The organism is Streptomyces sp. NBC_01775 (assembly GCF_035917675.1).
GTDB lineage: Bacteria > Actinomycetota > Actinomycetes > Streptomycetales > Streptomycetaceae > Streptomyces.
Window position 1 is genome coordinate 90,308 of sequence record NZ_CP109105.1, and the last position, 11,765, is coordinate 102,072.

Sequence of the window (11,765 nt, forward strand, 5' to 3'; positions counted from 1 at the left end):
AATTCATGAGCCCCCCGTAAGATCAGGCCATGCTGACTGCTCGTTCCCCACAGGAATCGCACCTTTACATAGATCTGCACGGTTGCGTATGCGGAACGACGCAGTTCGATCGGGAGCACCGGCTGGAGAACTGGGACGGAGTCCTGGTCAGCGTGTACGAGGGCAGCTGTCCACAGTGCGGCCGCACACGCTCGTTCAAGTTCACGATCTCCGACGACCGGCCCCCCGCTCCCCCGGCGTTCGGTGGCCCCGAGCCTTCGCGGATCATCGACCCGGGCGAGTTTCTGTGGATCAGTGACCAGGTCTCCACCCAATCCGGGCTGCGGCTGCTGAACACGCCACTCGCCGAGCACCACGAGATCCGTCCCGCCACCGCGTACGCGATCGCCGCACTGGAAGAGGTCGCCAAGTTCCTGCCCGAGGGTGCCGACCAGATCTCGGAGGACCGCTTCACCTCTGAGCGAGGGCGGGAGATGCACGCGAAGGACCCGACACGGTTCACTCGCCAGGAGATCACCGCCGCACTGGAGCTGAAGCGGAGAGTTCTCGCCGATATCGACGGGATCAACTCGCCGCGGGACCGAGAGGACTCCGGGGGCAGCGCGTAGGAGGAGCTAACAGAATGGGCGTCGGTCCATGTCCGTTCCAGTGACTCGTTGGACCGGCCAGGGGAGGCGCAAGGACCCGCCGTGGGTGGTGTCGGACGACCTGTGGGAGCGGATAGAGCCGCTGCTGCCGGTGCGGCAGCGCCGCCGGATATATCCCGGCCGTCTCCCACTGGATGACCTGGTGGTGTGGCGTGCCACACCGGCTTGTAGCCTTCCCGGGCTCTGTTTCCTTCTAGCAGATGATCTTTTGAGGAGAACCATGAGGAAGACAGCCCGGCGGGCCGCCGGCCTGCTGGTGGCGACTGCCGCGGCCGTGTCGGTCATGAGCGTCACGGCGCCGGGAGCGCAGGCATACGACTGGAACTGCAATGGCAAGAAGGTCAGCCGCTGCATCACCAAGTCCGGCGGCAAGTTCACCGTGAAGTTCAGGAACAACACGAACAAGAAGGTGAAGGGCAGCTTCGGCATCACCTGCGCCGGCAGCAAGGGACAGAAGCTCTACACCGTGCGGACGAACCTCGCCGCCAACTCGGGCTACATCCCCGCACTGCGAACCTGCCCCAAGGGCTACCGCTACAGCGCCGTTGGCTGGCAGGTCAGCGCCGACACGTACTACACGCCGTACATCCGCTTCTGACACCTGGCCCTGTGCGGAGCCTGCGCAGGGGGCCCCGGCTTGAGGAATCGACGGACTGTGGGCCAGCGGCAGGCCACAGCACATGCCCAACAGCCTGCCAAGGGAGAAACCGCAGCTCAGAGCGCGTAGCGCAGCTTCGGTCACAGCGGTCTTGAAAACCCTCGTAGCAGCGATGTCACCGTGGGCTCAAACCCCACCGCCCCCGCGCCGGTAGAGAACATGCACGTCAGAAGGGGTACCCGGACATCCGGGTACCCCTTCTGACCCGGTCGCGTGTGCCAGCCTGTCCCACCTGATCCCAGCTTGGATCAGCCTGCGTGGCCAACCTGCGGCCAAGCGGCTTGACTGCGGCTGCGTTCGCCATCCGCCGGTGGGGGCCGGCTCGGCCCGGGGCTTGCCTGCTCCGTCGCCGCTGGGATGCGAGCTGATGCGGAACTAAGTTGGGTGTAGCTCTTCTGCAGGGACGGGCTGATCTGGGAGAACGACCATGGCATGATGCGGCCCATGGCAGGAAGAGACCGCGAGGCCTGGCGTCGTGCCGTCGACGGGCTGGTAGTGCGCACCGGACGCAAAGATGATCTTCCCGAGCTGGTGCGGATCTACAACCACTACGTCACCCATTCGATCATCACCTTCGATACCCAACCGGTCACGGTAGAGAGCCGCTTGCAGTGGTTCGAGGGATTCTCCGACACGGGCCCGCACCAGCTGTTTGTGGCCACTGCCGACGATCGGGTACTCGGGTGTGCCACAAGCAGTCCCTACCGGACGCATCCGGCCTTCGAGCAAACGGTTGAACTGGGCGTCTACGTGGATCCCGATGCGCGGGCCGCTGGGATTGGTTCGGCCCTGTACCGCACCCTCATCGAAACGCTGCGCTCGCAGCCGGTCCATGTCGCGCTGGCTGGGATCGCACTTCCCAATGATGCTTCGGTGGCTCTGCACCGTAAGTTCGGCTTCACCGACGTGGGCACCTTCGACGAGTACGCCGCGAAGAACGGCGGTTACATCAGCTCAGTCTGGATGCAACTGCGCCTGCCCCCTTCGGGCTGACCCTGGAGGGGTACTCCAGATCGTGCGGCGGTGCGGCTTTTGACCTCATGGCCGGTCGCACCAGGAGACCGCAGCGATCCGCCAGCCATCCGGGGTGAGTACGAACTGCATCGTCTTCGTCCCGCCGCCCTCGAAGGGCACGCCGTCGAGGATCCCGGACTTCCGGTACTCGCTGAACCGCGATGCGATGGCGCCAACGGTCTTGGTGCGCTCCGAAGTCTCCCACTCGTTGAAGTTCACCAGTCGGCCCTCGGCCAGCAGTTGTTGGCGTGGCTCGATGAACTCCTCCACGGTGTACACCGTGAACTCCGGCCCTGCCTTGATGAGGACGCCCCCAGGCACTACCAGTCGGCGGACCCGATCCACATCTGCGGCCTTGCCGCCCCTGTTGTCGAACGCACTGAAGAACTCGGCGGCGACGCCGTCGATCTCGGCCTTGGACATGCTAGGACCGTAGCACCGGCACCGGTTCGCCCTTGCGCGATGTGTGCGGCATTCCTGAGTGACGGTCGTATTCAGGCGGTCAGGCGGTCTTCCTGCTGGTCGGGGGTGGGGTAAAGCCGCTGGTGTTCGCGGGCGGTGTGGTAGTGCCAGTAGGTGTCGAGGTCGCCGTTGGCGGTCACGGTGCGGAGTCGGAGGACGGCTTCGGCACCGTGAAGGCCCCAGCGGGCACCGGTGATGTCGAGGCGGTCGGCGATCAGACGTCGGCAGGCGCCCTCGACCGCCCCGGTGGCGATCGGCCAGCCGTGCTCCAGGGCGGTGTCGTAGCCGAGCTGGTCGAGGTGACCGGTGAGGTAGCGGACGCACGTGTCCACGCCTTCGCGTTTGCTCGTGGTGAGGTGTTCACGGTCGGCCTGGGCGGTCATCTCGGCAGCGGCGCGGTCGGATTGGCCGTGCAGGATCGTGGTGAGGTGGCCGGCGGTCCATGCCTCGGCCTCAGCGGTGCCGGGCTTGTGGAAGCTGTGCGCGGCCGTCCAGCAGTACTCCGCGAAGTGTACGAAGTCCAGCAGGATGTGCACCGGGGCGTCCCGCCCGGCGGCCTCGGCTTCGATCAGGTCCAGTTGGTGGCGGGCGCCGTCCACGAGCACGACCCAGGGCCGCTGGTGAGCGCGATCGCGGGCTTGGGCCTGGTCGAAGGCGTCGGTGATGACCTGCTCGGGCGGGCGGACGAAGGAGGCGGTGCACCACTTGTCCTCGGCCTTCGGCCCTGGGCGGAGGGTCCGTTCGCCGCTGCGGCCGCCGGCCGGGTGGATCACATCGTGCGCTCTCCTGAGGGCCGGGCGGGTGTCGAAGACGCAGGCCACGATGGCCATCCGCTTGCGGTTGGGTTTCTCGCCCGGGGCGAGCCGGCCGCGGCGGGGCTGGGCGGCAGCCTTCAGGGCCGCTTTGCGGGTGGCCCCGCGCAGAGCTTCGGGCCGCATGCCCACGCCCTTGCCGTCCACCTGGAGTACCAGCGGCATGTTCCGGCTGCACGGGATGGGGATCTTCGTTCGGTAGAAGGCGTCAACGTCCACCGCCGCGGCGGCCACGAGTTCTTCCAGCCGCCGTTTGCCCAGCACCTTCCCGCAGCGGCGCTCGATCGCCGCTGTCGCCTGGCCGTAGGAGCCGCGCACGGCTTCGGTGACGGGCGAGCCGGCGCAGGCCCATCGAGTGCCGACCCGCGGGCAGCGCGAGCACCGCATCGGCGGGGTGGACGTTGGACAGGTCCAGACCTCGGTGGGCGACTCGTTCCACCCGCACCAGGCCGAACAGGCAGGCCAGCCAGCGTGCATGTCCTGTCTCCCGCCAGGGCCGCACCCGTCCCCCCGGTCCCACCACGACAGGCCGCCCGCCGGCGCGGAGGTGTGTCTCCTCCCGTGCGGCGCGCAGGTCGAGATGGTCCTGCAGCAGCTGGCGCATGATCTCCCGCCCCGCCACTTCCAGCGGCCCCGCCGCCGGAACCGGCGGCGGCGCTTGGGCTGACGGCGCGGGAGCGGGACGTGCTGCGCCTGGTGGCCGCCGGGCGCAGCAATCGGCAGATCGCGGAAGAGCTGTTCATCTCGCCGAAGACGGCGAGCACGCACGTCTCCCACATCCTGGCCAAGCTGGGAGCCGCAGGCCGGGGAGAGGCGGCAGCCATCGCGCACCGGCTGGGTGCGCTCGACGGGTGACGCCGCCTGCGGGCGCCGGGGGCTCAGCCCTCCCGGCTCGGCCCGCACGTGCTTCAGTCGGCTGATCTTCAGCCGTAGGCCGCCATCCGCTCGCGGCTAGGCGGTTTCGTTTGGATCAGTCGGTCGTTGGACCTGTCCTGGCCCGCAGGGCCAGGACGATGAGGACTGCATCAAGCTGAAGCGAGGATCTCCGGTCGGAGGTTCCGGAACCCGCGGCGGACACGGGCCGCGCTTCGTGGTCTGTCATTGAGGTTCCAGCAGGCTACGGCCCGGCGCTTCGTCCGTGCAGCCGCCGTCGCGTCCGTTGATGAGGTTGCTCATGTGAGTGGCCAGGCCCCGGGCGTCATAGAGTGCGGCACGTTTTGTACAAACTTCAGGTAGGCGAGTAAGTCCTGCTCATCGAGAGCGCGCTGCTCTCCCCTTGGCGGCGTCTTCAGCGGCGTTGCTTTCGCCGTGTGCTGCTGTGCCGGCCCCGATACTCCTGCTAGCCCGACTGCGCTCACAACAGGAGTAGTTGAGGCATATGTGACTAGTGTGGCACCGCGCCTGGCTGCCCGTACGGCCGATGCGGACCGCCCGCCGGTCACGGCTCGCATGACCGGCGCCTGCCACAACGCGACGATCGCATCGATGAGGCCGGCGGCGACCTCACCCCACATCCCAGGAGTGGTGGAGGCGTTGCCGGCGAGGGCTCGCTCCCTTTCTACGGACATCTGCGTGATCAGGTGGCGCGTCATCGCAGCGCGTTCCGCATACAACTCTGCGGGCAAGCCGGGCAGGCAGCGGTTCATGCCCTCCTGCAACGCATGCATCGATGGAGCGGTGACGGAGACTTCCTCAGTCGTGATCGCGTGGAGAGAGGGGTCGGCCGCGACCTGGGCGATGAACCGCGCATACCAGCTCGGGCTGCCCAAAGCGTCCAGATGCTCGGTGGTCGGAAGGACCGCGCATGCCACCCAGTCCCGCAGGTCCGCGGAATCACCGATTTCGGCCAGCAGCCGCGCCCGGATCCCCTCGATCTGCTCGGCGTGCCTGCGGACGATCGCGCGAACCACATCGGCCTTGGTACCGAAGTGATAACTGACCGCTGCGTTGTTCCCCTGTCCGGCGGCCTCGCTGATGTGGCGGTTGGCCACCGCATGTATCCCGCGTTCGGCGAACAGCCGCTCCGCCGCACTCAGCAACGCCTCCCGCGTAGCGGCGACCGTCGCCCGTCTCACCGGGGTATCGACGAGCTTCTCGCTCGGGGCCGCGTCTTCCATTACGACCGTCTGCTTCATTATGTTTCGTCACCTTGTCTTTCCGCACCCCGAGCGACATCGACCATCAAAATCGACCATCCAGTTCAAGTTCTTCCGCCGCCATTCGTTCCCAGCGACCGGCAACCTCCGTCGGTGAGGTCTCTCCGCAAGGGCTGTCCCATAATCCGCAGTAAACCGGCGAGCGGCCGTAGTCGGCGTCGGGGATTACGGGACAGCCTTCAAATCAATCCGCTTTCGCCGCATGCGCAGACGGCTCACAGGGGCACCGGGGTCACCGCAGCCTCTGCCTTGCGTACCAGTTTCCGCACATGCCGACTGACGCTGCTTGCGTCGCCGGTGACTTCGGTGAGCATGCTCAGGAGTTGCTTGCTCAGTGCCAGCCGGGCAGCCGGGTCCGCGATCTCCATCCAGTGCTGCACCGCGCGCCGGGCGCCGGCCAGCGTCACCGGATGTCGTATTCCCCACACGGTCGCCTGGAGCCGGACGACATGCAGGTCCCAGTGGGTCGCCACCTCTGGTTCGCCTTGCAGGCCGGCGATCCAGCCACGCATTTCTCTGATGCTGATCGTGTGGGTGTGGGCCTGGCCGTAGGTAGCGGTCGCCTCCTGGTCGAGGTTCTCGGCCTGGACAGCCGCCCAGGCCAGACGCCGGCGGTCGTGGGGTGGCGCGAACGTGGCCGTGATGGCGTCGACCCGCTCCCGGTACTCCTCCGGGGGAGGGGGAGGCTGCCCGGTTCCCTCCGGCGGGCCCGCGTCGGGGAGTACCGGCCCGGCAGGCGCATGGAGCCTCACGACGGGTGAGAGATAGGGCAGCTGTTCGGGGATCCAGAACTGTGCGGACACGGTCCCCCAGGCGGCGAACTGCGGTCCTTCCGTCATAGCTTCACCCCTCGCTTGCGCAGGTAGGAGGCCGGGTCGATGTCTGAGCCGTACTCCGGGCCGTTGCGGATCTCGAAGTGCAGGTGCGGGCCGGATACGTTCCCCGTGGCGCCGGAGAGGCCGATCTTCTGCCCTCCCTTGACGTCCTGACCGGCGGAGACAGAGAGCTTGGAGAGGTGGCCGTACTGGCTGTACGTGCCGTCCGAGTGCCTGATGACGACCTGGTTGCCGTACGCACCGCCCTCACCGGCCATATGCACGGTGCCGGATCCGGCTGCCTTGACGGAGGTCCCCGTCGGGACGGTGAAGTCGATGCCCGTGTGCATACCACTGGACCAGGCGCCGCCGCGCTGGTGGTACGGGGTCCCGAGCGGGCCGTCCACGGGCCGGGCCCACCCGGAGGTGGACAGCTCACCACCAGGGCCGGTCAGCTCCGCGACACTGCCCATAATGATCTTCACATACTTGTAGGTCTCGCCCTTCGCGAACGACTTGGGGGGTACACCCGCGAAACGATCAACGGCGCACCACCCCGCGTTGTAGCCCGCCAGTGCCAACTCGGTCGGGGAGCCGTTGTACTCCGAGGGGTGCTTGACGGTCTCCCTCGGGCAATCGTTGGGGTACTTGGCGGGGTTCTTGGCCTTCCTCAGCAGTGAGCACATGAACCTGCCCTGTGCCGGTATCGCGTCCTTGGGGTCCCAGACGTCCCCGCCCCGCCCCCAGGTCTTCCAGGTGCCCGGCATGAACTGGGCTATCCCCTGGGCCCCCACGGGCGATCCGGCTTTGGGGTCGAAGTTCGACTCCTGCTTCAACTGCGCGGCCAGAACACCCGCCGACAGCCCGGCCTCGCAGTCGGCGGCGGCTTTTTGGATCAGCCCTGCGTAGGCGCTCGGCACACCGCTCTTCCCGACCTTCAAGGTGCCTGCTGCCAATTCGGTGTCACCCCCGTGTCCGTCGTCCTTGCTCTGGGACACCACCAGGAGGAGCACGACGCCGAGTGCCAGAGCAAGGACGAACGCCACCGCCGCGCCACCAAGGATCCACAGCAAACGAATGGTGCCCAACGCCGTCCCTCCCTGCAGCGGCTGAGCGCTGTCCCCGGAGTCGCGGGAACCCCTCTCCCAGGGACACCACGACCAGGCTCCGAATGGCGGCCCACATTCTCACATACGTTTCCTGGGCGTCCCGTGCGGCGAATGTTTTAAACCAATTGATTCAAAGCTTCCATTCTCCCGTCCATGAGATGAAAGTGGGGGGCACCAGCTCAGTCCGCGAACGCGGCCATAGAATGCGCCAGCGTCGGAGCCACTGCTGCTGACTGTTTCGTGCTCTTTTCCAAGAGGGTGCAACCGCAATTGGGGTGGAGTTGTCCAGGAGACCGCCGGCGCTGGAGATACCTCCGGCGCATGTTCGCCTTCTCATACCTGTGCTGGGGCCTGCGGGCGGCAGCGGACGGTCCACAACAGCGGGCCTCCTGGCGGCGGTTTTCTCCTCAGCGGGGCCCTCGGTTGTCCTCGACACCACGCCGCGTCTGGCCTCGCCCTGGCCGCTTTGGTGTGCGGAGCCCGGGGGCGGCCTGGCATCCATACCTCCCGACCAGCCCGCCACCCGGCAGCGCATACGGGAGGCCGCCTCCAGGTGCCCGGCGCCCGCGGGCCGCGAGTGGCAGGTGCTGACCGACCATCAGGAATGGAGCGGAGCGCCTCTCCCACTGCCGACGGACCCGGCGGCCTGGTATCAGCTCGCGGCCGTCGGCGGCTGGCAGACCGTCATCGCCGACACCCCTCACGCCGTGGCTCAGGACGTGATCGCGGCCCGGTGCGCCGGGCGCACCGGCCAGACCGCTTCCTGGTGCTCGCTTCCCTTCGCCGTTCCCGTTCTGTGCGCGGCCGCCACCGGTCCGGGTGTGCAGGCCCTCCAGGTCGCGGTGAAGACGGCGAAGGCCGAGGGGCTGCCGTTGCAGCGGATGGTCATCGCCTTCATCTCGACCGGAGAGGGCCGACCGCCGGCTCCCGTACGGGCCGCGGCCACGATGCTCCGGTCGCAGGTCTTCGCCGTGGTCTCCGTGCCCTGCGACCCGCACATCCGCACATACGGAATGAGTGACGCGCACCGCCTCAGGCCGAAGACGCTCGAGGCCGGCCACGAGCTGGCGCGGGCTGTGCTCGCTTCCGCCCATCAGAAGTGGGGCGATCCGCTCCCGGCGGCCCCTGCGCCGGCCCCCCTGTCCGTCGATCACCGCATCACTTCCGAAAAGGTTCCCGCATGAGCCAGCTGCTCGAAACGCTGAACTTCCTCGCCGCCGAGAAGCCGAAGCCGATCATTCCGGAGTTCAGCCCGGAGGTGCCCACGACCCTTCGGGGCCCTACGGGAAAAATCCTCAGCTGGACGGCCGGTGGGGGGCTGGCGATGGCGGTCCTCGGCGGGCTCTCCGGCTGGGCGTGCGTGGCGATCGGGCACAACAGCGAACGCGGCGGTCTGGCGGCACGTGGGAAGCAGGCAGTCGTCTGGAGCCTCATATCCGGCGTGGGAGTCGGAGTGACCTCCGGTCTGGTGATGGCCTTCTACAACATGTCCAAGGGCGGCTGAGGACCTGTGGACTACCGGCCCAAGGCCCGGCGCGCCCGGCTGCGGCTCGTTGTACTCGGCACAGCGGTCGCCGCCCTCGTGACCGGGGGCGGCGTCCTGGCTCTCGACAACGCCGGGGGCAACTCCGCACCGGCCTCGAAGGCCAAACCTTCACCGGGCCGGGACACAGCAGGCGATCCGGCGAACCGCCGAAAGAAGTACACCCCTGCCACCGCCCGCTCCACACGAATAGTGAAGCCAAAGTCCGCCAAGAACGGCATCGGCACCGGCTTCCCCCATACGGCAACTGGCGCCACTTCAGCGGCTGTCTCGTACTGGGAGGACCTGAGTCTCATCGACGACCAGGCCGCCGGGCGGCAGCTGCGAACCGTCGCGGTCCAGCCTTCGGACCCAGTTGTGCAAAAGAGGGTGTCCGAGGTGCGCACGCTGCGGGAAAAGGTCGGGCTGCCGCCCTCCGGAGGCCCCCCGAACGAAATCACCTTCACCACCGACGTCAAAGCCGTCCTCGCCCGCAGCCTCGACAGCCGTGGAGACGTCGTCCAAGTGTGGATGGCCTACGACTGCTATGCCACCAGCCCCAAACAGGGGACCGACGACAACCCCCTCAAGAATCAGACGGACAACCTGATCCTGACCTGGCGCGGGGGTGACTGGAGAGTCACCCAGGAACCGGCATGGGTGCGTAGGTCGGTCTGGCCGCCCGCCTATGACCCGCACAGCTTCTCCGCCTTCCAGGCGGGCTGGCGGGAGGTGACCGATGCGTAGGGCGCTTTACCGGCTGGGGGCTCTGCTGGGCGCGGTTCTCATCGCGCTGGCGGTTCTGGCCACGCCTGCCTTCTCGGACGCCAAGCCGCCGGACCCCGTCCCCAAGGAACTGAAAAAGCGGGCGGGCGACCGGCCCATCGGCATCAACACCGACAACGGCGAGTACTGCGTTGTCGGGGCCGACAACTGCCGCTGGCCCAAGGACTGCGAGGTTCCCGGACAGAAGGCCTGCCCGAAGGGAGGCCAAAGCTCGGACGAGCGCACGGTCGACGAGTGGATGAAGAAAAATGGAGCCGACGACCCCAAGAGCGACAAATACAAGGACAACAGGCGCTTCCTCCTCAAGTGCCTGAAGGAACACGACAGCTTGGATCCCTGCGTCAAGCGAGGGGACCGGAAGTCGCTGCTCGAAAAGTGGACTGCCGGGAAGATCTCCGAGGCCGCGTCGAGCGCGCTCAAGGAGACTGCCGGCGCGATCGGAAACGGCGTCGTCTGGCTCGTCAAACAGTTCGCCAACATCTTCAACAAGACCTCGGTCATCACCCTGTCGGAGACCGGAATCGGTCCGATGATGGGCATTATGACCGGGATTTCCGCCCTGGTGGCCACGTTCCTGCTGCTCATCCAGTTCGGGAAACTCGCCGTGACACAGAAGGGTGCCCCGGCGGTCACCGCGATCACGGGGCTGGCCAAGTGGGGGGTGATCCTGGCCTTCTACGTGACCGCGACCCAGGTCGCCCTCAACTGGTCGGACACCGTCAGTACAGCCTTGATCAACTACACCTTCAACGGTGGGGACGGCACAAGTGCGGACGCCTCCGCCGCGATGAAGGCACAACTGACGGGGGCGTTCGCCGCCCTGATCGGGGGCGGTGGCGGGACCACGGCCGGCGTCGCAGTGGCCACCGGCGGTGCCATCGTGCCCGCCGCCATCGGCTTCGTCATCGTCATCGGCATCCTGTGCTTCCTGGCGATTGCCGCGCTGTGGCTCGAGATGCAGCTCCGGCAGGCGGGCATCATGATCCTGCTCGTCACCATGCCCCTCGCCCTGGCGGGGCAGATCGCTGACGCGACGAACGAGTGGTGGCCCAAGGCCCGCAACGCGCTGATCGCACTCATCCTCATGAAGCCTGTGATCGTCCTCTGCTTCTGCATCGGCTTCTCCTCGATCGAGTACAGCGAAGGCGTCGGCAACGTCATCGTCGGACTGCTGATCTTCTTGCTGGCCTGCTTCGCCTGGCCGACCCTGGCGAAGTTCATGACGTTCACCACCGCCGGAGCCGGGAACAGCGCGGCCTCGGGCATGCTCAGTTCGATCGGTTCCTCGGTCTCCAGCTACTTCGGACAGCCGACATCGGGTGGTGGCGGCGCGGGAGGGTCCGGCGGGGGCAGCGGCTACACCCAGGCCCTGGAGTCCGAGAACGAGAGCGGGACGGAAGGCGGCGGCTCCTCCTGGAACAGGAGGCTCATGGGCGCCCAGCACCAAAAGGGCGCCGGTCTCTGGCCGAACACCAAGGCAGCAGTCAAGGCGGCCGGCCCCACCGTCGGTATGGGCATGCAGGTTGCCGCCATGGGCAAGGACATCCTCGAGAGTTCGGCGCAGAACGTCGCCGCGCACGCCGGTCTCGATCACGCGGCTCAGGGCGGGCGCCACGTCATCACCCCCGACAAGGACAGGGGAAGAGGGTCGGAGGAACAGGCCCCCGCACCCGCGCCGGCCCCCACTCAGGAGCAGGACCCCTCCCCCTCCCCCTCGCCGCAGCCGCCCCAGCCGTCCGAGCCGCCCCCCGCGCCGCAGCCCCAGAGCCCGGAAGGGGACTGAT

10 protein-coding genes and 3 pseudogenes are annotated in these 11,765 nt (G+C 67.4%); 8 read left to right on the forward strand and 5 right to left on the reverse strand.

Features of this window, described 5'->3' with window-relative positions; genetic code table 11:
* The first annotated feature begins 29 nt into the window (after positions 1-29).
* The 3 genes from OHB04_RS40730 (at position 30) to OHB04_RS40740 (ending at position 2,298) form a co-directional block, all read left to right on the forward strand.
* The gene (locus OHB04_RS40730; protein ID WP_326693296.1) at positions 30-608 is read left to right on the forward strand and encodes a hypothetical protein; all 579 of its coding nucleotides are present in this window, start codon (positions 30-32) and stop codon (positions 606-608) included.
* A gap of 259 nt (positions 609-867) precedes the next feature.
* The gene (locus OHB04_RS40735; protein ID WP_326693249.1) at positions 868-1,245 is read left to right on the forward strand and encodes a hypothetical protein; all 378 of its coding nucleotides are present in this window, start codon (positions 868-870) and stop codon (positions 1,243-1,245) included.
* 504 nt (positions 1,246-1,749) lie between these two features.
* On the forward strand, positions 1,750-2,298 hold the full coding sequence (locus OHB04_RS40740) for a GNAT family N-acetyltransferase (protein ID WP_326809659.1): 549 nt from the start codon (positions 1,750-1,752) through the stop codon (positions 2,296-2,298).
* 45 nt (positions 2,299-2,343) lie between these two features.
* Here the strand turns inward: OHB04_RS40740 and OHB04_RS40745 are convergent, their stop codons facing one another.
* Positions 2,344-2,742, reverse strand: a complete 399-nt coding sequence (locus tag OHB04_RS40745) for a DUF4440 domain-containing protein (protein ID WP_326693294.1) — start codon at positions 2,740-2,742, stop codon at positions 2,344-2,346.
* A 71-nt stretch (positions 2,743-2,813) separates the two neighbouring features.
* Positions 2,814-4,221 (reverse strand): annotated as a pseudogene (locus OHB04_RS40750) (ISKra4 family transposase); the annotation flags it as partial.
* Between OHB04_RS40750 and OHB04_RS40755 the strand changes: the two are divergent.
* A pseudogene (locus OHB04_RS40755) lies at positions 4,212-4,448 on the forward strand (response regulator transcription factor); the annotation flags it as partial. The pseudogenes OHB04_RS40750 and OHB04_RS40755 sit on opposite strands and share 10 nt — an antisense overlap.
* A gap of 590 nt (positions 4,449-5,038) precedes the next feature.
* On the opposite strand, the pseudogene OHB04_RS40760 reads toward OHB04_RS40755, so the two are convergent.
* The 3 genes and pseudogenes from OHB04_RS40760 to OHB04_RS40770 form a co-directional block, all read right to left on the reverse strand.
* Positions 5,039-5,710, reverse strand: a pseudogene (locus OHB04_RS40760) (TetR/AcrR family transcriptional regulator); the annotation flags it as partial.
* 254 nt (positions 5,711-5,964) lie between these two features.
* On the reverse strand, positions 5,965-6,588 hold the full coding sequence (locus OHB04_RS40765; RefSeq protein ID WP_326693293.1) for a hypothetical protein: 624 nt from the start codon (positions 6,586-6,588) through the stop codon (positions 5,965-5,967).
* A complete protein-coding gene (locus OHB04_RS40770) occupies positions 6,585-7,652 on the reverse strand; it encodes a peptidoglycan DD-metalloendopeptidase family protein (protein ID WP_326693292.1) in 1,068 nt (355 codons plus the stop codon). The genes OHB04_RS40765 and OHB04_RS40770 overlap by 4 nt, the downstream gene beginning before the upstream one ends.
* A 605-nt stretch (positions 7,653-8,257) precedes the next feature.
* On the opposite strand from OHB04_RS40770, the gene OHB04_RS40775 reads away from it, so the two are divergent.
* The 4 genes from OHB04_RS40775 to OHB04_RS40790 are packed head-to-tail and all read left to right on the forward strand — an operon-like array spanning position 8,258 to position 11,764.
* A complete protein-coding gene (locus tag OHB04_RS40775; RefSeq protein ID WP_326693291.1) occupies positions 8,258-8,857 on the forward strand; it encodes a hypothetical protein in 600 nt (199 codons plus the stop codon).
* Complete coding sequence (locus tag OHB04_RS40780; protein ID WP_326693290.1) at positions 8,854-9,177, forward strand: hypothetical protein; 324 nt, start codon at positions 8,854-8,856, stop codon at positions 9,175-9,177. The genes OHB04_RS40775 and OHB04_RS40780 overlap by 4 nt, the downstream gene beginning before the upstream one ends.
* 6 nt (positions 9,178-9,183) lie before the next feature.
* Complete coding sequence (locus OHB04_RS40785) at positions 9,184-9,942, forward strand: hypothetical protein (RefSeq protein ID WP_326693289.1); 759 nt, start codon at positions 9,184-9,186, stop codon at positions 9,940-9,942.
* Positions 9,935-11,764 carry a hypothetical protein gene (locus OHB04_RS40790; protein ID WP_326693288.1) on the forward strand — a complete coding sequence of 610 codons (1,830 nt, stop codon included), beginning with the start codon at positions 9,935-9,937 and terminating at the stop codon, positions 11,762-11,764. Before OHB04_RS40785 ends, OHB04_RS40790 begins: the two co-directional genes overlap by 8 nt.
* The last annotated feature ends 1 nt before the right edge of the window (position 11,765 follow it).

Coding starts and splice junctions, on each gene's coding strand:
- OHB04_RS40730 (WP_326693296.1), top strand. CDS start 30: ATGCTGACTGCTCGTTCCCCACAGGAATCGCACCTTTACATAGATCTG.
- OHB04_RS40735 (WP_326693249.1), top strand. CDS start 868: ATGAGGAAGACAGCCCGGCGGGCCGCCGGCCTGCTGGTGGCGACTGCC.
- OHB04_RS40740 (WP_326809659.1), top strand. CDS start 1,750: ATGGCAGGAAGAGACCGCGAGGCCTGGCGTCGTGCCGTCGACGGGCTG.
- OHB04_RS40745 (WP_326693294.1), bottom strand. CDS start 2,742: ATGTCCAAGGCCGAGATCGACGGCGTCGCCGCCGAGTTCTTCAGTGCG.
- OHB04_RS40765 (WP_326693293.1), bottom strand. CDS start 6,588: ATGACGGAAGGACCGCAGTTCGCCGCCTGGGGGACCGTGTCCGCACAG.
- OHB04_RS40780 (WP_326693290.1), top strand. CDS start 8,854: ATGAGCCAGCTGCTCGAAACGCTGAACTTCCTCGCCGCCGAGAAGCCG.
- OHB04_RS40790 (WP_326693288.1), top strand. CDS start 9,935: ATGCGTAGGGCGCTTTACCGGCTGGGGGCTCTGCTGGGCGCGGTTCTC.